Annotated in this window: 21 protein-coding genes and 1 pseudogene; 12 read left to right on the top strand and 10 right to left on the bottom strand. The window is 66.3% G+C overall.

The features are described from left to right. Window positions 1-47 precede the first annotated feature (47 nt). Window positions 48-1,849: pseudogene (gene sppA, locus MYXE_RS19035) on the top strand (signal peptide peptidase SppA). On the opposite strand, the gene MYXE_RS19030 reads toward sppA, so the two are convergent. Beyond that, a complete protein-coding gene (locus tag MYXE_RS19030; protein WP_085193117.1) occupies window positions 1,846-2,754 on the bottom strand; it encodes a class I SAM-dependent methyltransferase in 909 nt (302 codons plus the stop codon). The pseudogene sppA and the gene MYXE_RS19030 overlap by 4 nt on opposite strands. A 9-nt stretch (window positions 2,755-2,763) precedes the next feature. Continuing rightward, a complete protein-coding gene (locus MYXE_RS19025; protein WP_085193116.1) occupies window positions 2,764-3,678 on the bottom strand; it encodes a class I SAM-dependent methyltransferase in 915 nt (304 codons plus the stop codon). 102 nt (window positions 3,679-3,780) lie between these two features. Between MYXE_RS19025 and MYXE_RS19020 the strand changes: the two genes are divergently transcribed. Together MYXE_RS19020 and MYXE_RS19015 are read left to right on the top strand one after the other, a co-directional pair. Then, window positions 3,781-4,545 (top strand): SDR family NAD(P)-dependent oxidoreductase, encoded by a 765-nt coding sequence (locus MYXE_RS19020; RefSeq protein ID WP_039890027.1) that lies wholly within the window; start codon window positions 3,781-3,783, stop codon window positions 4,543-4,545. After that, window positions 4,542-5,756, top strand: a complete 1,215-nt coding sequence (locus tag MYXE_RS19015) for a zinc-dependent alcohol dehydrogenase (RefSeq protein WP_003920607.1) — start codon at window positions 4,542-4,544, stop codon at window positions 5,754-5,756. Before MYXE_RS19020 ends, MYXE_RS19015 begins: the two co-directional genes overlap by 4 nt. A gap of 19 nt (window positions 5,757-5,775) precedes the next feature. Here the strand turns inward: MYXE_RS19015 and MYXE_RS19010 are convergent, their stop codons facing one another. Beyond that, complete coding sequence (locus MYXE_RS19010) at window positions 5,776-6,444, bottom strand: class I SAM-dependent methyltransferase (RefSeq protein WP_085193115.1); 669 nt, start codon at window positions 6,442-6,444, stop codon at window positions 5,776-5,778. A 71-nt stretch (window positions 6,445-6,515) separates the two neighbouring features. On the opposite strand from MYXE_RS19010, the gene MYXE_RS19005 reads away from it, so the two are divergent. Continuing rightward, complete coding sequence (locus MYXE_RS19005; RefSeq protein ID WP_003920605.1) at window positions 6,516-7,385, top strand: helix-turn-helix transcriptional regulator; 870 nt, start codon at window positions 6,516-6,518, stop codon at window positions 7,383-7,385. Between the two features lie 162 nt (window positions 7,386-7,547). On the opposite strand, the gene MYXE_RS19000 is transcribed toward MYXE_RS19005, so the two are convergent. Next, window positions 7,548-8,204: an L-fuculose-phosphate aldolase gene (locus MYXE_RS19000; protein ID WP_003920604.1), complete on the bottom strand. Its 657-nt coding sequence runs from the start codon at window positions 8,202-8,204 to the stop codon at window positions 7,548-7,550. Beyond that, window positions 8,201-9,187, bottom strand: a complete 987-nt coding sequence (locus MYXE_RS18995) for an NAD(P)-dependent oxidoreductase (RefSeq protein ID WP_112650084.1) — start codon at window positions 9,185-9,187, stop codon at window positions 8,201-8,203. Before MYXE_RS18995 ends, MYXE_RS19000 begins: the two co-directional genes overlap by 4 nt. Before the next feature lie 21 nt (window positions 9,188-9,208). On the opposite strand from MYXE_RS18995, the gene MYXE_RS18990 reads away from it, so the two are divergent. After that, window positions 9,209-10,564, top strand: a complete 1,356-nt coding sequence (locus tag MYXE_RS18990; protein ID WP_085193123.1) for a xylulokinase — start codon at window positions 9,209-9,211, stop codon at window positions 10,562-10,564. On the opposite strand, the gene MYXE_RS18985 is transcribed toward MYXE_RS18990, so the two are convergent. From MYXE_RS18985 to MYXE_RS18975, 3 genes are read right to left on the bottom strand one after another with little or no spacing between them, the layout of a single operon-like run. Further along, complete coding sequence (locus tag MYXE_RS18985; protein WP_085193114.1) at window positions 10,545-11,444, bottom strand: class I SAM-dependent methyltransferase; 900 nt, start codon at window positions 11,442-11,444, stop codon at window positions 10,545-10,547. The genes MYXE_RS18990 and MYXE_RS18985 overlap by 20 nt on opposite strands. Window positions 11,445-11,453: 9 nt before the next feature. Next, window positions 11,454-12,359 (bottom strand): class I SAM-dependent methyltransferase, encoded by a 906-nt coding sequence (locus MYXE_RS18980; RefSeq protein ID WP_085193121.1) that lies wholly within the window; start codon window positions 12,357-12,359, stop codon window positions 11,454-11,456. A gap of 60 nt (window positions 12,360-12,419) precedes the next feature. Then, the gene (locus tag MYXE_RS18975; RefSeq protein WP_085193113.1) at window positions 12,420-13,355 is read right to left on the bottom strand and encodes a class I SAM-dependent methyltransferase; all 936 of its coding nucleotides are present in this window, start codon (window positions 13,353-13,355) and stop codon (window positions 12,420-12,422) included. Between the two features lie 254 nt (window positions 13,356-13,609). Between MYXE_RS18975 and secY the strand changes: the two genes are divergently transcribed. From secY to MYXE_RS18950, 5 genes are all read left to right on the top strand, one after another. Then, window positions 13,610-14,935: a preprotein translocase subunit SecY gene (secY, locus tag MYXE_RS18970; protein WP_003919325.1), complete on the top strand. Its 1,326-nt coding sequence runs from the start codon at window positions 13,610-13,612 to the stop codon at window positions 14,933-14,935. After that, window positions 14,932-15,483, top strand: a complete 552-nt coding sequence (locus tag MYXE_RS18965; protein WP_003919324.1) for an adenylate kinase — start codon at window positions 14,932-14,934, stop codon at window positions 15,481-15,483. The genes secY and MYXE_RS18965 overlap by 4 nt, the downstream gene beginning before the upstream one ends. 2 nt (window positions 15,484-15,485) lie before the next feature. Then, window positions 15,486-16,286 carry a type I methionyl aminopeptidase gene (gene map, locus MYXE_RS18960; protein ID WP_003919323.1) on the top strand — a complete coding sequence of 267 codons (801 nt, stop codon included), beginning with the start codon at window positions 15,486-15,488 and terminating at the stop codon, window positions 16,284-16,286. A gap of 108 nt (window positions 16,287-16,394) precedes the next feature. After that, the gene (locus MYXE_RS18955; RefSeq protein ID WP_232061858.1) at window positions 16,395-16,880 is read left to right on the top strand and encodes a sigma-70 family RNA polymerase sigma factor; all 486 of its coding nucleotides are present in this window, start codon (window positions 16,395-16,397) and stop codon (window positions 16,878-16,880) included. 70 nt (window positions 16,881-16,950) lie between these two features. Continuing rightward, window positions 16,951-17,703 (top strand): anti-sigma factor family protein, encoded by a 753-nt coding sequence (locus tag MYXE_RS18950; RefSeq protein ID WP_003919321.1) that lies wholly within the window; start codon window positions 16,951-16,953, stop codon window positions 17,701-17,703. A gap of 7 nt (window positions 17,704-17,710) precedes the next feature. Here the strand turns inward: MYXE_RS18950 and MYXE_RS18945 are convergent, their stop codons facing one another. Then, on the bottom strand, window positions 17,711-19,051 hold the full coding sequence (locus tag MYXE_RS18945; protein WP_085193111.1) for an FAD-binding oxidoreductase: 1,341 nt from the start codon (window positions 19,049-19,051) through the stop codon (window positions 17,711-17,713). Next, window positions 19,048-20,250 carry a flavin-containing monooxygenase gene (locus MYXE_RS18940; protein WP_232061653.1) on the bottom strand — a complete coding sequence of 401 codons (1,203 nt, stop codon included), beginning with the start codon at window positions 20,248-20,250 and terminating at the stop codon, window positions 19,048-19,050. The genes MYXE_RS18945 and MYXE_RS18940 overlap by 4 nt, the downstream gene beginning before the upstream one ends. A gap of 118 nt (window positions 20,251-20,368) precedes the next feature. Between MYXE_RS18940 and MYXE_RS18935 the strand changes: the two genes are divergently transcribed. Beyond that, window positions 20,369-22,114, top strand: a complete 1,746-nt coding sequence (locus MYXE_RS18935; protein ID WP_039889506.1) for a thiamine pyrophosphate-binding protein — start codon at window positions 20,369-20,371, stop codon at window positions 22,112-22,114. Next, entirely contained in the window at window positions 22,095-22,760 is a 666-nt protein-coding gene (locus tag MYXE_RS18930; protein ID WP_003919317.1) for a hypothetical protein, read from the top strand. The genes MYXE_RS18935 and MYXE_RS18930 overlap by 20 nt, the downstream gene beginning before the upstream one ends. Window positions 22,761-22,779: the final 19 nt, after the last annotated feature.

Raw genomic sequence — 22,779 nt, 5'->3', positions numbered from 1 at the left:
CGGGCGATCGACGGCGGCGCCGCGGAGGTCATCGGTACGCTCGATTCATGTTCAGTTTTCTGCCTGGTGTGCCCGGCATCGATGACGTGCGGGCTTTGGCTCGCCGCGTCGATACCGCCCGCCACCACGGGGTGCCGAATGGCTGCGTGCTGGAATTCGACCTGCAATCCATGCCGCCCGAAACCGGGGGCTTCGACCCCCTGACGATCATCACCGGAAGTGGCCGATCGCTGACTCTTCGCGAAGCCGTGGATGCGATCCACCGTGCCGCCGACGACCGGCGAATAGCAGGATTGATTGCGCGCGTTCAGCTTCCACCCGCAGCGGCGGGTCCGGTTCAAGAATTGCGGGAGGCCATCGCAGCGTTCACCGCAGTCAAACCGTCGCTGGCGTGGGCTGAGACGTATCCCGGAACGTTGTCTTACTACCTGGCATCGGCGTTCAGCGAAGTCTGGATGCAATCGTCGGGAACGGTCGGGCTGGTCGGCTTCGCCACCAATGCCCTCTTCCTGCGCGACGCGCTGGAGAAGGCCGGTATCGAGGCGCAGGTCGTCGCCAGGGGCGAGTACAAGGCCGCGGCAAACCGTTTCACGCAGGACCGCTACACCGATGCCCACCGGGAAGCCGACGCCCGGTTGATCGAGAGCTTGTACGGTCAGGTGCGGCAAGCGGTCGCCGAGTCGCGCAAGATCGAGCCCGAAGCCGTCGACGCACTGGCCGACCGCGCGCCGCTGTTGCGTGACGACGCGGTCGCCGCGGGTCTGGTCGACCGCATCGGCTTCCGCGACCAGGCGTACGCCCGTATCGCTGAACTCGTTGGTGCGAAAGGGATTTCACCGGAAAGCGGAGATGCCGACACCGACGAAAATGCACCGCCGCGGCTGTATCTAACGCGCTACGCCCGCGTGAGCGGGCCGCGGTTGGCCCCCCCGACGCCACCGATTCCTGGCCGCAAACCTAAGCCCGTAGTCGCAGTCGTCACCGTGTCCGGTCACATTCTCAGCGGGCGCGGCGGCCCTGGGCTCTTGCCGTGGGGTCCCTCCACCGCCGGGGCCGACACCATCGCCGCGGCGCTGGGAGAGGCGGCGGCAGCCGATTCGGTATCGGCGATAGTGTTGCGAGTCGACAGCCCTGGCGGCGCGGTCAACGCGGCGGAAACCATCTGGCGCGCAGTGGTTAAGGCCCGGGAGCGGGGCAAGCCCGTCGTGGCATCCATGGGCGCGGTCGCGGCCTCCGGCGGCTACTACATTTCGACCGCCGCCGACGCGATCGTGGCCAACCCGGCCACGATCACCGGTTCGATCGGAGTGATGGCCGGAAAACTGGTGGCCCGCGACCTAAAGAACAGGCTAGGTATTAGAACCGATGTCGTGCGCACCAACGCCAACGCCGACGTCGAGTCTATCGACGCACCGTTTACTCCCGAACAACGCGCCAAGGTCGAGGCCGAAGCCGACCTGTGCTACACCGACTTCGTGCAGCGTGTGGCCGAGGGCCGCAAGCTGAGCACAGCGGCGGTGGATGCGGTTGCGCAGGGCCGGATCTGGACTGGCGAAGACGCGCTTGAACGAGGCTTGGTCGACGAACTCGGCGGGCTCCGAACGGCGTTGCGCCGCGCCAAGATCCTGGCCGGCCTCGATGAGGACGCCGACGTGCGCGTCGTCAGCTACCCAGGCTCGGCGCTGTGGGAATTTCTGCGGCCGCGTCCGTCGTCGCAGCCCCGGCGGCGGCGTCGGTGGGCGACGCGGTTGCCGCAGTGCTGAGCCGGTCGGTGACCCGGATCATCGAGCAAAGTGAGCGCGCGCTGAGCGGCGCCCACGCGCTGTGGCTAGGGGACACACGGTTCTAGGCCCGCAGTGTGCCGCTCACGAAGATGATTTCGCCAAGCGGATCGTCGTCTTCGGCTGCGGGAACGTCGAATCCGTGGCGCTCAAACAGTTCCGTGCGGGACAGGCTGCTCATCTCCCATCCCTTGGCGTCGAGGTAGTCGACGACGTGACTGCGCTCGCCGGCGTATACCAGCGACGGCATGTCGATGTCCACGCCGTGGTCACGAAGTGGGCGGGACAGCTCGCGGGCGCGGTCGGGATCGAAATCCTTGATGCCAGGCACGTATTCGGTGGCGATGGTGCTTGCGGGCACGCTGAGCGCGGTGATGTTGTCGAACAACCGGTCCTGGGCGTCAGGCGGCAAGTAGATCAGCAGGCCTTCGGCAAGCCATGCGGTGGGCACCGTGGGATCCAGGCCTGCCGCCCGTAACGCAGCGGGCCAATCTGACCGCAGGTCGATGCCAACCGTGCGCCGCGCCGCCCTCGGCTTGGCGCCGAGACCGGCCAGCGTGGCCGCCTTGAAGTCGACCACTTGCGGCTGGTCGACCTCGAAGACCACCGTGTCCGCCGGCCAGGCCAGCCGGTAGGCGCGTGCATCGAGCCCCGCGGCGAGGATCACCGCTTGACGCACGCCGGCGTTCATCGCTTCGATGAGGCGGTCGTCGAAATACTTGGTGCGCACCGCGACTCCGTCGATGATGGCTTGCATCCGGGCGGGCGAGGCGTTCTCGATTTCCGACAAATCGATGTCGCCGTCGATCATCTTGATGAAGAACTCCAAGCCCACCGCGCGCACGAGTGGTTCGGCGAACGGATCGTCGATCAAGCGGTTGTTGGTGGCCAGCGCGCGTCCCGCTGCGATCATCGTCGCGGTCGCGCCGACGCTGGAAGCCAGATCCCACGTGTCGTCATCTGTCCGTGTCATCGGCGAAGCTTATCCGAGCGTGCCGCTGACGTAGAGCCGGTCGGCAAACGGTATGTCGTTGTCGTCGATGGGCGCAAGCCCGTTGGCTGCGAACAGATCCCGGATGCTGGTCCCGGTTATCTGCCAACCATGGTCGGCGAGATATTGTGCGGCCTCGTTGCGGTCGCCGAAGTAGACCAGCTCGGTCATGTCGAGGTCCAAGCCGTGTTCACGCCAGCGCTGGGAAATGCCGCGCATCCGTTCCTTCATCCGCTCCACCGCAGCCGGGTCGCGGTTCGGCCCGCTTTCGGTGGCGATCCGGCTGCCGGGCGCGCTGAGCGCGGTGATCGTGTCCAGCAGACGGTCCTGCGCTTCGGGCGGCAAGTAGCCCAGCAGCCCCTCGGCGCTCCACGCCGTGGGCTTGGCGGGGTCGAAGCCCGCGGCGCGTAGCGCCGTCGGCCAGTCGTCGCGCAAATCGATCGCGACCGCGCGCCGGAACGCCGTGGGCTTGGCGCCCAGCTCGGCAAGGGTGCGGGATTTGAACTCGATGACCTGTGGCTGGTCGATCTCGTAAACCGTGGTGCCGGACGGCCAGGGCAGCCGGTAGGCCCGCGAGTCGAGTCCGGATGCCAGGATCACCGCCTGGGTGATGCCGGCGTTGGTCGCGTCGAGGAAGAACTCGTCGAAAAACTTGGTGCGGACCGCCATGTTGTCGGTCATGCGGTTGGTGCCCGCGCCGTCCTCGAGATCGGCGGGCGTCAACTCGCCGCTGGCCAGCCGGGTAAACAGGTCGATGCCTACGGCTCGCACCAGCGGCTCGGCGAACGGATCGTTGATCAGCGGACGGTCGGCCTTCGTCGCCATCGCGCGGGCGGCCGCGACCATCGTCGCGGTCGCCCCCACGCTCGAGGCCAGGTCCCAGGTGTCGTTGTCTGTGCGTGCCATCGCAAACCCCTCCACTCGTTACTTAGCCAATATAACAAACTTGTCGGCGTGCTGCTTGCCATGGCCGGTCAACCGCGCGAGGCTTTGGCCATGGGGTTCGCGGTGGCGGGCAAACGGGTACTGATCACCGGCGCCTCCTCCGGTGTGGGCGCCGCGCTGGCCCGCCGGCTGGCGGCCCGCGGCGCGGTGGTCGGGCTGATTGCCCGTCGCTCGCAGCGTCTGGCCGCGGTCCTGGCCGACTGCCGTAGGACGTCGTCGGCGTCGACGATGTGGGTGGCCGATCTGGCCGACACCGCGAAAGTCGGCCAGCTGGCGCTGGAGGTCTGGGACACCCTGGGCGGTATCGACGTGTTGGTCAACAACGCCGCTATTCCCAAGCGGCGGGTCGTCACCGCCTTGGACCCCGCCGAGGTGGAGGCCGTCATGCGGGTCAACTTCTTCGCGCCGATGCGCCTTACCCTGGCGGTGCTGCCTCGCATGCTGTCCCGTGACGCCGGCATCATCGTCAACGTGGCCAGCGTGGGCGGTCGGCTCGGGATCGTCCATGAAGCCGCCTATTGCGCAAGCAAATTCGCTCTGTGCGGTTGGAGCGAATCGATGGCAGTCGACCTGCAGGCGACCGGTGTGTCGGTCAAGCTGATCGAGCCCGGACCCGTCGACACCGAGATCTGGGACCAGCCCGACAACGAGGAGCCGCTGTATAGCGGACCCAAGGTGTCCCCCAACGAAGTGGCAGACGGGATCATCGCCGCTCTGGGCAGCGACCGCTTCGAGCACTATCTGCCCGACATGAAGGCGGTCGTGGACACCAAGAACGCCGACATCGACATCTACATCGCCGGTGCGGCCGCGATGGCACGCCGATGAAAGCATTGGTATTCGGGGTCCCGCCAGCACCGTTCCAGGGGCCAGATGATGCGCTTGCGCGCAGTCCTGTTGCGCTGCAGGATATTCCGGACCCTCGTCTGCTGCATGACGACTGGGTGATCACCCGGCCCAGGCTGACCGGAATCTGCGGGTCCGATTCCAAGCAGATTCTGCTCGACTTCGGCGAGGGCGACACCGACAACGCGCTGGCCCCCTTCTGCTCGTTCCCGCAAGTCATGGGGCACGAGGTGGTCGCCGACGTAGTGACGGTCGGACCGCAGGCCCGCGGCCTAGAGATCGGTCAACGCGTCGTGCTCAACCCATGGCTTTCCTGCGGGCCACGCGGCGTCGAACCCTCCTGTCCCGCATGCCAAGCCGGCGACTACAGCCTGTGCTGGAGTTTCTGCGACGGCGACATCAAACCGGGTATCCACACCGGGGTGTCGGCCGACGTGACCGGCGGCTACGCCGAGCTCATGCCGGCCCACGACAGCATGCTGTTCGCGGTACCCGACTCGGTGCCCGATGAGCTAGCTGTGTTCGCCGACCCGTGTTCGGTGTCGCTGCACGCGATTACCCGCCATCCGCCGCCTTCGTCGGGTCGGGTCCTGGTGTACGGCGCCGGTTCGCTGGGGTTGTGCGCCGTCGCTCTGTTGCGGGCGCTTTACCCGGACGTGGCAGTGGCGGTGGTGGCGCGTTTCGACACCCAGGCACATCTGGCCCGCCGGTTCGGCGCCGCCAAAGTGCTAGCTCACGAGCCACGACTGGCGGTGATCGAGGAGTTGGTGGCATGGGGAGGTGGTCGCCTGCACCAGCCCCTGCAAGGACTGCCGATGGCGTTTCCCGGACCGATCGATGTCGTCTATGACACCGTCGGCAAGCCGGAAACGTTCGAAGTCGGGGTCCGCGTGCTCAGGGCGCGCGGAACCTTGGTGAAGGCAGGGGTGCATGCGCCCGGTCGCTGGGAGTGGAGTCCTTTGTACTTCAAGGAGATCAGCTGGGTGGGTTCGAACGCCTTCGGCGTCGAAGAGGTCGACGGGGTGCGCAAGCACGCTATCGCCCACTATTTGGATTTGGTGGTCGACGGCCGGATTGACTTGCGGCCCATGCTTACTCACACCTTTCGGCTCGAGCAGTGGCGCGATGCCTTCCTCGCGATCGCCAACCAGGCCGAGTCAGGCGCGGTCAAGGTGGCGTTCGACCAGCGCTAGTGCGCCCGCGCTGCGGCAGTTAAGCGGGACGGGTGGCGCGATAGTAGTTGAGGCGTCCCACAAAGCGATGCCGTTGGGTGGCGATCTCCCTGCAGTCGAACCCGGCCGCGCGCAGCAGCCGCGGAATCGAGTCGCCGAGGTTTCCGGCGATGTGGCGGCTGCGCAGCATCCGCCGCGCCGCCAGACCGTCCCGAGCCGTCATCTCGCCGCCGATGTCCACCAGGTGCAGTCTGCCGCCGGGGCGCAGGACACGAAAGATTTCCGCCGCTGCTTTGGGTTTCACGTCGTCAGGGAGATGGTGCAGCATCATCGACGACAGTACCCGGTCGAATTCGTCATCCGCGTACGGCAGCTGTTGGGCATAACCGTGGTCGAAGCGAATTCCACTGATCCCCTGCGCTTTTCGTCGCGCTCGGGCCAACGCCCGCGGGTCGGGGTCGCAGCCGATCAGTTCGACGCCCGGATGAGCATGCTTGGCGCGCACAGCGACACTGCCGGTGCCGCAGCCGATTTCCAGCACACGCTGACTGCCGTCGAGTTCGGCCTGGGCGATGAGGGTGTCATGGACCTTAGTCATGCCGAACAGCCGGGACACGAGGTCGTAACCGGGAAGGAAGATGTCACGGCCGGCGGCGGGCAGGTAATCATGGCGGTTGGCCAGGAATCGATGTAGACGATGTTCGGTCATGCTTCTATGGTGAATCGTTGGCACTACGGTTAATCAGGCAATAGTCAGCGAAAGTGGGATTATTTTAAGCTATGACGGCAGCTGCTCGGCTGGTTCGCCACCACGGCGGGGTGCCGGTCTACGCATACCGGGCCGACCCGAACACGCCGCCGGTATCGGTGGTGCGGCGCGGCCGGGACGACGTCCTGGAACGCGGACGTCACATCCACGACTTCCCGGCCTTGTGGTACGTGCACGCGGCGGGGCTCGTCTACGTGGTTGCTCCGGGTCAAGTGATCGACCTCGAGCGGGTGAGTCGCGTCGACGGTGGGGTCGGCCTGTTCTTCGACCCCGCCGCACTGGGCGGCGACGGGCGCTCGCCGTGGCCGGCGTGGCGCGCGCATCCACTGCTGTTCCCGTTCCTGCACGGCCGCTCCGGCGCAGTGCTCGAACTGACCGTACCGCCGGACCGCTGTTCGGCGTGGGCCGCCGCGATCGGAGCTATCGAAACGGAACTGGCCACCCGCCAGGAGGGTTACCGGCAGGCGGCGCTGGCGCATTTGACGCTGCTGCTCATCGATCTCGCACGGCTGGTCGGCGACGTCGTTGGCGATCTGCGGCGCAGCGGCGAACCGCTACTGGCCGAGGTGTTCGCGGTCATCGACCGGCGCTACCGCGAGCCGCTGTCGCTGCGCGACGTCGCGCACGAACTGGGTATGACGCCGGGCCATTTGACGACCATCGTCCGCCGCCGTACCGGGCGCACGGTGCAAGAGTGGATCATCGAGCGCCGCATGGCCGAAGCCCGCAGCCTGCTTGCCGACACCGACCTTCCCGTTCGAGAAGTAGCGAGGAGGGTCGGGATCTGTGACCCGGGATATTTCAGCAGGTTGTTCCGCCGCATGCACGGCGACGCGCCTCGCAACTGGCGCGGAGGTCGGGCGCTCGTGCTGGCCGGCTGAGCTACGATCCCGCATCAGCGACGTCAGGGTGAGATGGCGGGTCTCGTAGCTGTCGACACAACATCTTGGCGTCGCCTCGACGTTCTTCGTCTTGTCGGTTCGCGAAAAGACGCAAAAACACCGCATTTCGGCACGAAATGGGTGCTTTTGCGTCTGCTCGCACTACGTAGGGTTTGCGCGCAAATAGCTGTAGATACCGGCGAAGCCGGCGTTGACGTCGTCGGGAATCGGTACCGGTCCACCCAAAGCTTTTGCACCCCAAACGATCTGCGCTGTCCGCTCGACCAAAGCGGTGACGTGCAACACCCGATCGGGACGCGGTCCGACCGCCACCAAACCATGGTTGGCGATCAGCGCGGCAGCCCTGCCTTCCAACGCCTTGACGGCGTTAGTGCCGACCTCCGGGGTTCCCGAGGCCGCATACTCCGTGCAGCGGATATCCCCGCCGCAGTACACCGCGAACTCGTCGATGCAGGCCGGAATCGGTTGGTGCGCAATCGCGAACATCGTCGCCCACACCGGATGGCTGTGGATGACGCTGCCGATGTCGTCGAAAGCCTTGTAGCAGGCCAGGTGCAACTTCATCTCGGTCGACGGAGACCGGCCGTCGGCGGCCTGCAGCACACCCCCGTCGGGGTCGACCACAACCAGATCGTCCCGCGTCATCTCGGCGTAGTCGACCGACGACGGCGTGATAACGAGGTTGCCGTCTTCGCGGCGGGCCGAGATGTTGCCCGCGGTTCCCTCGACCAGCCCGCGCCGCAGCATGTCCTTGGCCGCGGCCAGCACCGCGGCCTCGGGGTTGACCACGAATGTCACGGACATGGTCCTAGCACCTCCGGGTTGACGATGTGTGCCGGCCTTCGGCCCGACAGCACTGCTTCCAGGTCGTCGGCCACCATCTGCGCCTGTCGCGCCTCAGTGTTCCACGTGGCCCCGCCGATGTGCGGGGTGAGCACGACGTTGGGCATGCCCACCAGCGGGTGATCCACGGGCAGCCACTCACCGGCGAAATGATCCAGCCCAGCCGCCGCGACTTTGCCGCTGCGCAGCGCGTCGACGAGCGCGTCGGTGTCGTGCAGCTGCGCCCGCGCGGTGTTGAGGAACACCACGCCGTCGCGCATCGCGGCGAATTGCTTGGCGCCGATCATGCCCACCGTGTCGTCGGTGACCGGCGCGTGCAACGACACGATGTCGGCCTCGGCGAGCAGCTCGTCGAGGCTGTGGCGGGCCTCGTCGTTGTACGGGTCGCAGGCGATCACCCGCACCCCCAGTCCGGACAGCCGCCACTTCACCGCGCGGCCCACCGCGCCGAGGCCGACGAGGCCTGCGGTCAAGCCGGCAATCTCCCACGCCCGGAACCGCTGGTACGGAATGGTGCCATCGCGAAACACCTGGCCGGCCCGCACATCGGCGTCGGCGCCAAGCACGTGACGGGTGGCGGCGAACAGCAGCGCGAGCGTCATCTCGGCGACCCCGTCCGCGTTGCGGGCAGGAGTGAACAGCACCGGGATACCGGCGGCGGTCGCGCCGGGCACGTCGACGTTGTTGGGATCCCCGCGGGTGGAGGCGATGGCCCGCAAGCCCAGTTCGAACACCGGGCCGCTGACCGAATCGCCTTCCACCACAACGACATCAGCGCCCACTGCAGAGATCCGCTCGGCCAGTTGCTCGGCGGTGTAGATGCGGAGCGGCCGCTGGTCGATCCACGGGTCGTAGACCACGTCGGCCAGTCGTCGCAACTTATCGAACCCGTCGCCGCGCAACGGGGCGGTCACCAAAGCACGAGTCACGATTGCCAATGCTGGCGTACGGTGACGCCCGTGTCACGCAACGAGGTCACAATCGGTATCGACATCGGCACCACTGCTGTCAAAGCGGTAGCCGCCGACCCACACGGCCGGGTGGTGGCCCGCACACGCGTTCCGCATCAGCTGCGGGTGCCGGCACCGGACCGGCTGGAACACGATGCCGACGAGGCGTGGCGGCGGGGTCCGCTGGCCGCCCTGGATCGGCTGAACCGCCCCGACGCGCGCGCGGTGGCCGTTTCAGCGATGGTGCCGTCGCTGACCGCGGTCGACTCGGGTGGGCGCCCGATCACGCCGGGACTTCTCTACGGCGACAGCCGGGGCCGAGTTCCCGCGGCACCGGACCAGCCGTTCCCGCCGGTGGGCGAGGCGGCGGAGTTCTTGCGCTGGACCGCCGCCGAAGCGCCGGACGCCGCCGGGTACTGGCCGGCACCCACGGTGGCCAACTATGCCCTGGCCGGTGAAGCGGTGGTCGACTACGCCACCGCTTACACGACCTTTCCGCTGTTCGACGGGGCGGGCTGGGGCGCCGACGCTTGCGCCGAGTGCGGTGTCCCGGTTGAGCGCATGCCGTTGGTCGAAATGCCAGGTGCGGCGGCCGGTCATGTACGCGGCAGCGGAGCCGTATTGGCCGTCGGCGCCATCGATGCGTTGTGCGAGCAGATCGTGGCCGGCGCCGATCACGACGGCGACGTGCTGGTGCTCTGCGGTACGACCTTGATCGTGTGGACGACGATTGCCGAACCCCGCCAAATTCCGGGCTTGTGGACCATCCCCCACACGGCTGCGGGCAAGAACCAGATCGGGGGCGCCAGTAATGCCGGCGGCCTGTTCCTCGGCTGGGTGGATCGCGTTGTGGGACCAGGGGATCCGTCGACGGTCCATCCGCGTCGGGTGCCGGTGTGGTCGCCGTATGTGCGCGGTGAACGCACCCCGTTTCACGATCCCGACCGCCGTGGCGTGCTCGACGGCCTGGATCTCACTCACGACGCGGCCGCGCTGCGGCGGGCTGCCTACGAGGCGTCGGCGTTCGTCGTCCGCCAGATCATCGAGCTCAGCGGGGCAGCCACCGGACGCATCGTCGCCGCCGGTGGCGGCACCCGGGTGCAGCCGTGGATGCAGGCCATCGCCGACGCCACCGGCCGGCCGGTGCAGGTGTCGGCGGTCGCCGAAGGGGCGGCGCTGGGTTCGGCTTTCCTGGGCCGCATCGCACTCGGCCTGGAGTCGTCGATAGCCGACGCCGCGCGGTGGGCCGCCATCGAGCGCGTGGTCGAGCCCGATCCGGCATGGACCACCGAGATGGAAAGTCGGTATCGCCGCTTTCTCGAGCTGGCCGAGCGACCATGTAGGCCTATCTCAGCTCCGCGCTGACGTAGCTCATTTCGCCGAACGCGGCCGGAAGATCTTCCGGGAATTCGAAACCGTTGCGCGCGTAGAGTTCTCGCATAGGATAGGCGGTCACCTGCCAGCCGTGACTGGTCAAGTAGTCCATGACGATGCTGCGTTCTCCGAGATAAAACAGGTCGGACACGTCGAAGTCCAGGCCAAGGCGGTGCCACTGTTCGGTGAGACGCCGTGCCCGCTCGTCCGAAAAGGCGTTGCGCTCGGGAAAATGTTCGGTGGCCAGTCGGCTGCCCGGCGCGCTGAGCGTGGTGATGTCGTCGAAGAGCCGATCCTGCGCATCGGGCGGCAGATACGGCAGTAGCCCTTCGGCGCTCCACGCGGTGGGCTGGCTCACGTCAAAACCATGCTGGCGCAACGCAGTCGGCCAGTCGTCACGCAGATCGATGCCCACCACGCGCAGCTCGGCGGTTGCGCTGGCGCCGAGATCGGCCAGGGTACGGGTCTTGAATTCGATGACGCCCGGCTGGTCCATTTCGTAGACCACCGTGCCCGCCGGCCACGCCAGCCGGTAGGCCCTGGTATCCAAGCCGGAGGCCAGGATCACTGCCTGCCGCACGCCAGTTTCTCCAGCGTTTACGAAGAAGTCGTCGAAAAACCTTGTCCTGACAGCGATCCGCTCCCGCCTCGTCTGCCGATTCAGCACCGGGTCGTCGTCGATGTCGATCTCACCGTCGATCAGGCGGACGAACGGCTCCAGACCGACCGCGCGGACCAGCGGATCGGCCAGCGGATCGTCGAGCAGCGGATCGGGCCCCTGCGACGCCATCGCCCGCGACGCTGCGACCATGGTCGCGGTGACTCCCACGCTGGAAGCCAGGTCCCAACTGTCGTTTTCGGTGCGAGCCATCCGATACTCCTATTCACGGATCGCGGTAACAGCGGCAATGTTCGCAAACGCCGCCATTTCGTCGTCATCGGGAAACGGTCGGCCGTAGTCAGTGAACAACTCCCCGCGAAGCCGGGTGCTCACCTGCCAGCCGTGGTCGGCCAGGTACTCGACGACATTGCTGCGCTCGCCTTCGTAAAAGAGCCCCGACAGGTCGATGTCGCAGCCAAGATTGGCCCATCGCTGGTTGAACGCCCGGGCGCGTTCGGACATGGTCAGGCCCGAGTCAGGGTGGAATTCGGTGGCCAGCCGGCTTCCTGGTGCGCTAAGCGCGGTGATGTTGTCGAAGAGCCGGTCCTGAGCTTCCGGCGGCAGATACATCAACAAGCCTTCGGCGCTCCACGCCGTTGGTTTCGTTTCGTCAAATCCGCTGCGCCGCAACGCGGCTGGCCAGTCCTCGCGCAAATCGATGCCGACCGTTCGCCGCTCCGCAGCAGGAGCCGCGCCCAGCGCCGACAACGCGGCGGACTTGAATTCGATGACCTTCGGCTGGTCGACTTCGTACACCACGCTCTCGGCGGGCCAGGCCAACCGGTAGGGCCGAGAGTCCAAGCCCGCGGCCAAGATTACCGACTGGCGGATACCCGCTTGGCCCGCGCTCACGAAGAACTCATCGAAGAACCGGGTGCGCACCGCCATCGAATCGGTTTCCAGCTGTACGTCGCGCCCGGATTGCTCATGTGGCTTCGCGATCTCACCGTCGACGAGGCGGGTGAAAAAGTCGACGCCCACCGCCCGCACCAGCGGCGCAGCGAACGGGTCGGTGATGATCGGGTCAGGTTCTTCACTGGCCAGGGCCCGCGCGGCCGCGACCATGGTGGCGGTCGCGCCTACGCTGGAGGCCAGATCCCAGGTGTCTTTGTCGCTGCGGGTCATGGTGTCAGTTTGGTTGGTGGCGACCTGCTGCGCCCGGCTTCGCCGCGCTTGCAACCGCCACTAATCCAGTTCTGCGCTGAGGTAGATCACCTCTCCGAAGGGGGCGTCGTCTGGGTCGATCGGCGGCAGCCCATGCTCGGCCAGCAGGTCGGCGGCGCTGGTGCTGACGGTCTTCCAGCCCAGGTTGGTGAGGTAGGTGCCGGCGTCGGTTCGGTCGTCGAAATACACCAGGGCGGCCATGTCGAGTTCGAAGCCGTGGCTGCGCCACCTGTCGGCTTGGCGTTGCATGCGCCGCCGCAGTTCGTGTTCGCTCACGTTGTTGACGTCGAGCAGTCCCTCGGTGGCGAAGCGGCTGCCCGGGGTGCTCAGTGTCGTGACCTGGTCGAGCAGCCGGTCCTGCGCGTCGGCGGTCAGATAGCCCAGCAGGCCCTCGGCGATCCAGGCGGTCGGGCATGCCGGGTCGAATCCGGCCTCTTGGAGCGCACCAGGCCAGTCGTTGCGCAAGTCGATCGCCACCGTGCGCCGGTCCGCTGTCGGCTGCGCACCCAGTTCGGCCAGGGTTGCGGTCTTGAAATCGACCACTTGCGGCTGGTCGACTTCGAATACGACCGTGCCGGCCGGCCAGGCCAGGCGGTAGGCGCGGGAGTCCAGGCCGGACGCGAGAATCACCGCTTGGCGGATACCTGCCGCGGTGGCGTCCAGGAAGAAGTTGTCGAAGTACTCGGTGCGGATGGCCATCGCGTCGGCGAAGCGGCGCAGGCCCTTGGCCGTCTCGTCGTCGAGATCGCGCGGCTGCAGCTCCCCGCCGGCCATTCTGGTGAAGAAGTCAACGCCCACCGCACGCACCAGCGGCTCGGCGAACTGGTCGTTGATCAGCGGATCGGGCAACCGGGTGGCCACGGCTCGTGCGGCCGCGACCATCGTTGCCGTCACCCCGACACTGGACGCCAGATCCCAGGTGTCGCCTTCGAACCGTGCGCTGCCCGTCGACGTCATCGACCATCCCTTCGACTCGACACCACCTACCAGTACTTGCCAGTACTTGATAATTAGCCAATATAACGACTACTGGAGACTTTACGCTGGTTGCCAGCAACCATGGCCGGCGCTGTTACTCTCGTAGACTGTTTGACGCGCGACTCCGCACGTCGGGACCCGCGGGTGCTCGGCGCGTGACGCAGACTTAACCCAATGCTGGCCAGACCAGCCCCGTCGGCATGCCGTGTTAGCCCGGCTGCGCAGGAGGAAGAGTGCTTTCGGCTTTCATCTCGTCGCTGCGGACAGTCGACCTGAGACGGAAAATCCTGTTCACGCTGGGCATCGTCATCCTCTACCGGGTGGGCGCCTCGATACCGTCGCCCGGTGTCGACTACCCGAACGTGCAGAAGTGCATTGCGCAGGTCAGCGGCGGCGAAGCGGCGCAGATCTACTCCCTGATCAACCTGTTCTCCGGCGGCGCGCTGCTGCAGCTGACCGTGTTCGCTGTCGGTGTCATGCCCTACATCACCGCCAGCATCATCGTCCAGCTGCTCACCGTGGTCATCCCGCGGTTCGAGGAGCTGCGCAAGGAAGGCCAATCCGGCCAGGCCAAGATGACCCAATACACCCGCTACCTGGCGATCGCGCTGGCCATCCTGCAGGCCACCAGCATCGTCGCGCTGGCGGCCAACGGCGGCCTGCTGCAGGGCTGCAGTCTGGACATCATCGCCGACCAGAGCATCTTCACCCTGGTCGTGATCGTGCTGGTGATGACGGCGGGCGCCGGGCTGGTGATGTGGATGGGCGAGCTGATCACCGAGCGCGGTATCGGTAACGGCATGTCGCTGCTGATCTTCGTCGGCATTGCCGCGCGTATCCCCGTGGAGGGAAAGCAAATCCTGGACAGCCGTGGCGGGGTGATCTTCGCCTCGGTGTGCGTGGCCGCGCTGATCATCATCGTCGGGGTGGTGTTCGTCGAGCAGGGCCAGCGCCGCATCCCGGTGCAATACGCCAAGCGGATGGTGGGCCGGCGCATGTACGGCGGCACGTCGACCTATCTACCGCTGAAGGTCAACCAGGCCGGCGTGATCCCGGTCATTTTCGCGTCGTCGCTGATCTACATCCCGCATCTGATCACCCAGCTGATCCGCAGCGGCACCGGCGGCATGGGCAACACGTGGTGGGACAAATTCGTCGGCAATTACCTGTCCAACCCGGCCGACCCGGTCTACATCGCGATCTATTTCAGCTTGATCATCTTCTTCACCTACTTCTACGTGTCGATCACGTTCAACCCGGACGAACGTGCCGACGAGATGAAGAAATTCGGCGGCTTTATACCCGGCATCCGCCCGGGCCGGCCGACCGCCGATTACCTGCGCTTTGTGCTCAGCCGCATCACGTTGCCGGGCTCGATCTACCTCGGCGTGATCTCGGTGCTGCCCAACCTTTTCCTGCAAATCGGCAACACCGGGACGGTTCAGAACCTGCCGTTCGGGGGAACCGCGGTTTTGATCATGATCGGCGTCGGTTTGGATACGGTCAAACAGATCGAGAGCCAGCTGATGCAGCGTAACTACGAAGGGTTTTTGAAGTGAGAGTTGTTTTGCTGGGGCCGCCGGGGGCCGGCAAGGGCACGCAGGCTGTCAAGCTGGCTGACAAACTGGGAGTCCCGCACCTCTCCACCGGGGAACTGTTTCGCCGCAACATCGAAAACGGCACAGAATTAGGTCTGGAGGCAAAACGCTATCTCGACGCCGGCGACCTGGTGCCCTCTGATCTCACCAACAAGCTCGTCGACGACCGTCTGAGCAAACCCGACGTGGCCGAGGGCTTCATCCTGGACGGCTATCCACGCTCACTGGACCAGGCCAAGGCCCTGCACGACATGCTGGAACGGCGCGGAGTCAAGCTCGACGCGGTACTGGAGTTGCGAGTGCCCGACGAGGTGCTGCTCGAGCGGCTCAAGGGGCGCGGTCGCGACGACGACAACGACGAGGTGATCCTCAACCGGATGCAGGTGTACCGGGACCAAACCGCGCCGTTGCTGGAGTACTACCAGCACGAACACGAACTGAAAACCGTTGACGCCGTCGGCACTGTCGACGAGGTGTTCGCCCGCGCGCTGCGGGCCCTGGGAAAGTAGCGATGATCACCCTGGCGGGGCTGCGAACTCGCAAGGTTGTGCCTCAGCGCAGTGCCGCTGAGCTCGACGCGATGGCGGCGGCCGGCGCGGTGGTGGCTGCGGCGCTGCACGCGGTGCGGGAGGCCGCGGTTGCCGGGGAGTCGACGTTGAGCCTCGACCGCATCGCCGAAGCGGTGATCCGCGACGCGGGCGCCAGGCCGTCGTTTCTGGGCTACCACGGGTATCCGGCATCGATCTGCACGTCGGTCAACGACCGGGTGGTGCATGGCATCCCGTCCGCCGCCGAGATCTTGGCGCCCGGTGATCTGGTGTCCGTCGACTGCGGCGCGGTTCTCGACGGCTGGCACGGTGACGCCGCGATCACGTTCGGTGTAGGGACGCTGAACCCAGCCGACGAAGCGCTGTGCCAGGCGACCAAGGAATCGTTGGAAGCCGGCATCGCGGCGATGACACCCGGCAAGCGGTTGACCGATGTATCGCATGCCATCGAAACCGGCACCCACGCGGCGGAGGCCCGCTATGGCCGCGCGTTCGGCATCGTCGAGGGATACGGCGGTCACGGCATCGGCCGGCAAATGCACATGGACCCGTTTTTGCCCAACGAGGGACCCCCCGGCCGCGGCCCGCTGCTGGCCCCTGGGTCGGTGCTGGCAATCGAACCGATGCTGACGCTGGGAAGCCGGAAAACCCTGGTCCTCGACGATCAATGGACGGTTACTACCGCCGACGGCTCGCGTGCGGCACACTGGGAGCACACCGTGGCGGCGACCGAGGACGGACCGCGGATCTTGACTCTCGGCTAACCGTGGCTGGTGTGCCGGTGGTGAACCGGACGGGCGCTTCACTCGTGTCACCTCCAGGAGGTGCAAGTGCCTACTGTCGCCAGCCCGGCGGCTCCCGAAGCCGCCTTGATGAAGGCGCTTTACGACGAGCACGCCGCGGCCTTATGGCGATATGCGCTGAGGCTGACCGGTGACCGCGCGTGCGCCGAGGACGTCGTGCAGGAGACGCTGCTGCGAGCCTGGCAGCATCCCGAGGTCGTCGGCGACACCGAGCGCTCGGCACGGGCCTGGCTGTTCACCGTCGCGCGCAACCTGATCATCGACGAAAGCCGCAGCGCACGGGCCCGCTCCGAAGTCAACTCGCTGGATAAGGCACCCGAGCCGGCGGGCCCGGACGAGGTCAACCGCGCGCTGGACCGGCTGCTGATCGCCGACGCCTTTGCGCAGCTATCAGCCGAGCACCGCGCCGTGGTGTGCCGCTCGTACTACCGGGGATGGACCACCGCGCAGATCGCCGCCGATCTCGGAATCGCTGAAGGCACCGTGAAGTCGCGTCTGCACTATGCCCTGCGGGCCCTGCGGCTCACGTTGCAAGAGATGGGGGTGACCCGATGACGGCGCGACGTGCAATCCGCGCGGAGGTCGGCTCCGAATATTCAACGAACCCTAAGATGGGGGTAACACGATGAAGACGTTATGGGGTGCTAGCCCCCCGGGTGACGGAGCGCAGTTCGGGCGCGACGACCACGAGTATGCGACGTGGGACGCCGCCTATGTGCTGGGCTCCCTTTCGGCCTCGGATCGGCGCGAGTTCGAAGCGCACATGGATGTTTGCCCGTCGTGCCGCAGCGCCGTCGCCGAACTCAGCGGCATGCCGGCATTGCTTTCGCAGCTGGACCGCGACGAGCTGGCGGCCATCGACGAGGCCGACCGCACCGGCGGCGCGCCGCCGCTGCCCGCTGAGCTGCTGCCGTCCCTGCTGGCCAGGGTCGGCTGGCGACGGCGCCGCTCCCGCGTGCTGACCTGGGCGGCCGGGGCCGCGGCCGCCGTGGTGCTGGCGATCGGTGTGTTCGTGGGCGTCCAAGGACATTACTCAACACCCGCGACCACCCCGCCGCAGGCCAGCATCTCGACACTGCCGATGGCGCAGGTCGGCACCAAGAACCTGGCTTCGACGGTCTCGCTGTCCGCCCAGCAGTGGGGTACCTACATCTCGATGAAATGTGTTTGCCTGGCGCCGATTAACGCCCACCATGACACGCTTGCGATGGTCGTGGTGCGCCGCGACGGCAGCCGCAGCCAGCTGGCAACCTGGGTGGCAGAACCCGGTCACACCGCAACACCGGCGGGCTCCATCGCGACCCCGATGGATCAAATCTCAGCTGTGCAGGTGGTTTTGGCCGACAACGGACACGTGCTGCTGCAGCGTTCGCTCTAGTGGCCGATCAGCAGCGCGCCATCCAGCTGTGGAATCGACCCTCTGGGTCATAAGCTGAGCGCACTTCCTCCAAGCGAGCCATGTTCGGCTCGGTGATGAATCGGGCCGGGCGCCGACACAGATTCTCGTCGGCGAGCGAGATTCCCGTCGCCAGATGCGCCATCGCCGCCATATTCGATGCTGCCCAGTTGCGGTAGCGGTCGTCGTCGGCCGGATCGTGCCAGATCGTGTAGAGGGCCAGGTAGATCTCGTCTTCCAAGCCGTAGACCATGTCCGCGCGTGCTGGCGACGTTTTCCAGCCCGTGAAGATGAAATGCGACGGGTGCGGCGGCATCGTTTCGATGATTTTGCGGATGCCCGGCAGGAGCTCTTCGGCGCAGGCCGACGTGAACATGTTGTCGGCGATATAGCGGTGGCCCTTCGGATAGTTGGTCATCACGGCGGTGTACCAATTGGCCAGGTTGGTCGGCGCGTAGGGAAGGCTGACGATTGCCTTGTCGACGACAGGGCAAGTGCCGAGCGGGGCAAGGGCTTTCATCGCTTCGTCTTCTGAGTCGGCGAAAACCGGTGAAGCGATGGTGATGCCGGGCTGGTCGAGCCCAGCTCCGGGGAAGCTGCGCGCGGTGTGGATCTGAAGTTCGACCCGCTCGTCGAGTTCGGGGCTGATCGAGCGTCCCCAGGCGAACACCTCGTCGGCGAATTCGATCGGGTACATGTACAGGCAGGTGCCCCACACCGGGGGCCTCGGATGAACCCGCAGTTTGAACGAGGTGACCACGCCGAAAAAACCCGGCCCCGCCCCGCGGGCGGCCCAATACAGGTCGGGATGGTTTTCGGCATCGCAGTAAAGCCGTTCGCCGTCGGCGGTGACCACCTCCAAACCCAGCACGCTCTCGCACGCCGGGCCGAGCATCGGGCTGTTCCAGCCATACCCGCCCTGCAGCAGATAGCCGCCCAGGCAAATGCCCTCGCAGTGTCCTGCGGGAAAGAACAACCCCCGCGAGTCCAGTTCGGCCGCGAACACGCTGGCAACCTTGCCCGGGCCGACGTTCGCGGTCATCTGCTCGGTGTCGACGCTGCAGTGGTCCAGCCGACTGACATCGAGCAGCAAGCCACCGTCGCGAAGGTGGCTGGCAGACCAATTGTGGCCGCCCGAGCGCACACCGACGCGGTGGCCGTGGGCGCGGGCGTAGCAGATTGCCGCGACGACGTCGTCGGTGTTGTGCGCTTGTACGATCACATCGGGAAACCGCTGTGGCACAATGCCATTCCATACCGTTTCTCGGCGAGCTGTCTCGTAGCCTGGTGTGCCGCGAAAGAACGTCTTGTCGGTAGGGAGCAAAGTCATTGCGTCACCTCGGTTTTCGCTCGATCACGGGTGGTCGACAGGTAGTCCGCGATCTGGCGGGCCAGCGGTGTGGCGGCGCGCCGGATGGCGCGCAGTGGGCCGTTGGGCGGAATGCCGTATCCGATCGTGAACATTCCGTCGCCGAGATGCGAGGCGAAGCCGCCGCGTGGGTTGCCGTGTTCGTCGAGAACACCGAGGTGGCCGACCAAGCCGTCGAGATCAGGCCGGAAACCGGTGGCGGCGATGATCACCTGCGGCGTTACCGAACTAGCGTCGGCGAGGATCACGCGCTCGGGCTCAAGCGCTTGCACGGCGGCGACCACTTGCACCCGGCCGGTCCGCACGACGTCGATGAGCTCGTCGGCCAGGGTGGGGATCCGGCCTCGTTGTTCCACCGTCGCCTTCAGGCCTAGCGGTGGTCGCTGGAACCCGTACTGCGACAGGTCACCCCACATGAGGTGGTTGACGCGGTCGATCAGCGGGTCGACCTTGCTCGCCGGCACGCGCGCGAACAGTTCGAGCAAGACATCGGACGGCATCGGGCCCAATGAGCGCCGCACCAGGTGCGGCGGGGTGCGCACCGCGAGCCAGATCCGGCGCGCACCGTCGTAGGCGAGCTGGACCGCGATGTCGGCAGCCGAGTTGCCCGCGCCGACCACTAGGACATCACGGCCCTGAAAGGGCCACGCGTTGGTGAACTCGCCGGAGTGGACGAGTTCGCCGTTGAACTGACCGACACCCGGCCAGCTGGGGATGGTGGGGGTGCGGTAGTTGCCGGTAGCCAGGACGATCACCGGCGCGAGGATTTCCCCCGACGAGGTGTCGAGTCGCCAGACCTGCGCGGTGCGCTCGATGTGGTTGACCTCGCAGTTGAGCTGAAGCGCGATGTGCTGCGTCCGCACGTAGCGGTCGAAATAGCGGACCATGTCCTCTTTGGTCGGCCACCGGCCCGCGGTCACCGGAATCCGTTGTCCGGGAAGGTGAGATAAGAAGCCGCTGGTATTGAGGCGAAAGTCGTCGTAGCGGGTGCGCCAGGCAATGGCGGGCGCCGAAGCCTTTTCCACAACGAGCGTCTTGATCCGGTGGCGATGCTCAAGCTGACGTGCCACGGCTAGGCCGGAGGGCCCCGCCCCGATGACAACAACGGTGGTCGTCGGGGACCCGGCAACGCCGTGGTGGTTACTCAACAATGGCGGCACGACTCCTTACCCACGGCTTTGGCAACTAACACGACGCGGAGCCGCGCGGGGTTCACCGCGAAAACTGTCAGCTTTGCCGTGCGGTGAACTGAAAGCGCCCCCGAGTCGTGTAACCGGTATGCCAGCGAAGCAACGAGTGGTTGACCACATCGTCGAGCACCTCGCGGCAATCGGAGTTGGCCACATCTTTGGTGTCGACGGGGCCAACATCGAAGATCTTTACGACGCTGCATATTTCCGGTCAGATATCACCGCGGTGCTCGCCAAGCACGAGTTTTCCGCTGCCACCATGGCCGACGGGTATAGCCGCTGCGGGCAGAAATTGGGTGTGGTGGCCGCGACGTCGGGTGGGGCAGCGCTGAATCTCGTGCCCGGGTTGGGCGAATCGCTGGCCAGTCGGGTACCGGTCCTGGCGTTGGTGGGCCAACCGGCGACGACGATGGACGGTCGGGGCAGTTTTCAGGACACCAGTGGCCGCAACGGCTCGCTCGATGCCGAGGCGTTGTTTTCCGCGGTGTCGGTTTTTTGCCGCCGGGTGCTCAAGCCCGCCGACATTATCACGGCTCTGCCCGCCGCCGTCGCCGCGGCGCAAACAGGCGGCCCCGCTGTTTTGTTGTTGCCCAAAGATATTCAACAAACACAGGTTGGCATCAACGGTTACGCCGAGCATGGTGTTGCCCCGTCGCGTTCCGTGGGTGATCCCCATTCGATCGTCCGCGCGCTGCGCCAGGTAACCGGTCCGGTCACGATCATCGCCGGCGAGCAAGTGGCTCGCGACGACGCTCGCGCTGAGCTGGAGTGGTTGCGCGCAGTTCTGCGCGCGCGGGTGGCGTGTGTGCCCGACGCGAAAGACGTCGCCGGCACACCGGGATTTGGGTCGTCGTCGGCGCTGGGAGTGACGGGGGTGATGGGTCACCCCGGCGTTGCCGACGCGCTGGCCAAAAGCGCGTTGTGCTTGGTGGTGGGCACACGGCTGTCGGTGACCGCACGCACCGGACTCGACGACGCGCTGGCTGCGGTGCGGGTGGTGTCGATTGGATCGGCCCCGCCCTACGTCCCCTGCACCCACGTGCACACCGACGACCTGCGGGCGTCGCTGCGCCTGTTGACGGCTGCGCTCTCCGGGCGCGGGCGGCCGACGGGTGTGCGGGTGCCCGATGCGGTGGTGCGCACGGAGTTGACCCCCCCGCCGTTCGACGGTCCCGGCGTGCGCTATCGCGACGCGATGACCGCACTGGACGCCGTGTTGCCCGACGGGGTCGACGTCGTCGTCGACGCCGGCAATACCGGCGCGGCGGCCATCCATCACTTGCCGGTGCGACGCGGGGGACGGTTCCTGGTCGCGCTCGGCATGGGCGGCATGGGCTACAGCTTCGGCGCCGGTATCGGAATGGCGTTCGCCCGCAACACCGGGCGGGCCCCCGCCCGGCGGGTGGTGGTGGTCGCGGGGGACGGCGCGTTTTTTATGCACGGCATGGAGGTGCACACCGCTGTGCACTACCGGCTGCCCATCACGTTCGTGTTGTTCAACAACAACGCCCACGCCATGTGCGTGACCCGCGAGCAGCTCTACTACGGCGATAGGTACAGCTACAACCGGTTTGCGCCCAGCCGGCTGGGCGCTGGGCTGGCAGCGATGTTCCCCGGGCTGCCGTCAGTCGACGTCGACGACACCGGCGGATTGGCTGCCGCGTTGCGCGCTGCGCTCGACGTCGACGGCCCGTCGGTGGTGAGCGTGGAATGCGCAGCCGACGAAATCCCTCCGTTTGCAACATTTCTCAATGTATCGTCAGCGAAACACGCTGTCAACCAAGAAAACTCAACGACGAAGGAGAACCGCGCAGATGTCGCTGCCAGCGCTTGACGATATCCATGCCCACACTGGCACAACCGAGCCGATCGACGGAGTGGTCCGCATCGAGACCTCGCCACTGGAGGAGACTGCCCCCATCTTCTTGGCGAGAATGCGCTCGGTGTACCCGCACGACGAAATGTTCGGTCAGTACTGCACGGTCAACGACTACGTCGACTGCCCGCCGGACGAGCTGTTCGAGTACATGGCCGACACCCGCAGTCTCGAGGAGTGGACCTATACCCTGCGTGGCTTCACTCCGACCGACGAGCCAGGGCTGTGGGTGGCCTACGACCGGTTGCTCCCGGAGACCAAGATCTATACTCGCACCCACGCCAACGCCGAGGCCCGCACCGTCGACTATCACTGCGCGTGGGACCAGGGCAAGCACCTGTGGATGATCTACCTGATGCGGGTGCTCGACGCCCAGGTGGTGCTCAACAAGCCGGGTTCCGTTGTGCTGTGGACTAATTGCCGCCACCCGTTCTACAACGACAACCCCTACCCCGAGGCGGCGCCGCCACAGCGTAGCGGCTGGGTAGGCGACTTCTGGGACATTTTCGGTCCCGGTCACGCGCTGGAGCTGAACAACCTCAAGACAATCGCGGAATACCGCCACCGCAACGGCCTGCCGATCACGCCGGCCTGGATGAGATGAGGGCATCGTGAGTCGTGCC

The organism is Mycobacterium xenopi (assembly GCF_009936235.1).
Classification (GTDB): domain Bacteria; phylum Actinomycetota; class Actinomycetes; order Mycobacteriales; family Mycobacteriaceae; genus Mycobacterium; species Mycobacterium xenopi.
The sequence above is the reverse complement of the archived record's forward strand: the minus strand, read 5'-3'. Positions and strand labels throughout refer to the sequence as shown.

What these genes read in the sequence shown, in the direction of transcription:
- MYXE_RS19015 (WP_003920607.1), top strand. Translation starts at nt 4,542, where the DNA reads ATGAAAGCATTGGTATTCGGGGTCCCGCCAGCACCGTTCCAGGGGCCA.
- MYXE_RS18945 (WP_085193111.1), bottom strand. Translation starts at nt 19,051, where the DNA reads ATGACTTTGCTCCCTACCGACAAGACGTTCTTTCGCGGCACACCAGGC.
- MYXE_RS18950 (WP_003919321.1), top strand. Translation starts at nt 16,951, where the DNA reads ATGAAGACGTTATGGGGTGCTAGCCCCCCGGGTGACGGAGCGCAGTTC.
- MYXE_RS18980 (WP_085193121.1), bottom strand. Translation starts at nt 12,359, where the DNA reads ATGACCCGCAGCGACAAAGACACCTGGGATCTGGCCTCCAGCGTAGGC.
- MYXE_RS19005 (WP_003920605.1), top strand. Translation starts at nt 6,516, where the DNA reads ATGACGGCAGCTGCTCGGCTGGTTCGCCACCACGGCGGGGTGCCGGTC.
- MYXE_RS18930 (WP_003919317.1), top strand. Translation starts at nt 22,095, where the DNA reads ATGTCGCTGCCAGCGCTTGACGATATCCATGCCCACACTGGCACAACC.
- MYXE_RS19030 (WP_085193117.1), bottom strand. Translation starts at nt 2,754, where the DNA reads ATGACACGGACAGATGACGACACGTGGGATCTGGCTTCCAGCGTCGGC.
- MYXE_RS18955 (WP_232061858.1), top strand. Translation starts at nt 16,395, where the DNA reads ATGAAGGCGCTTTACGACGAGCACGCCGCGGCCTTATGGCGATATGCG.
- map (WP_003919323.1), top strand. Translation starts at nt 15,486, where the DNA reads ATGATCACCCTGGCGGGGCTGCGAACTCGCAAGGTTGTGCCTCAGCGC.
- MYXE_RS18985 (WP_085193114.1), bottom strand. Translation starts at nt 11,444, where the DNA reads ATGGCTCGCACCGAAAACGACAGTTGGGACCTGGCTTCCAGCGTGGGA.
- MYXE_RS18935 (WP_039889506.1), top strand. Translation starts at nt 20,369, where the DNA reads ATGCCAGCGAAGCAACGAGTGGTTGACCACATCGTCGAGCACCTCGCG.
- MYXE_RS19010 (WP_085193115.1), bottom strand. Translation starts at nt 6,444, where the DNA reads ATGACCGAACATCGTCTACATCGATTCCTGGCCAACCGCCATGATTAC.
- MYXE_RS18975 (WP_085193113.1), bottom strand. Translation starts at nt 13,355, where the DNA reads ATGACGTCGACGGGCAGCGCACGGTTCGAAGGCGACACCTGGGATCTG.
- MYXE_RS19025 (WP_085193116.1), bottom strand. Translation starts at nt 3,678, where the DNA reads ATGGCACGCACAGACAACGACACCTGGGACCTGGCCTCGAGCGTGGGG.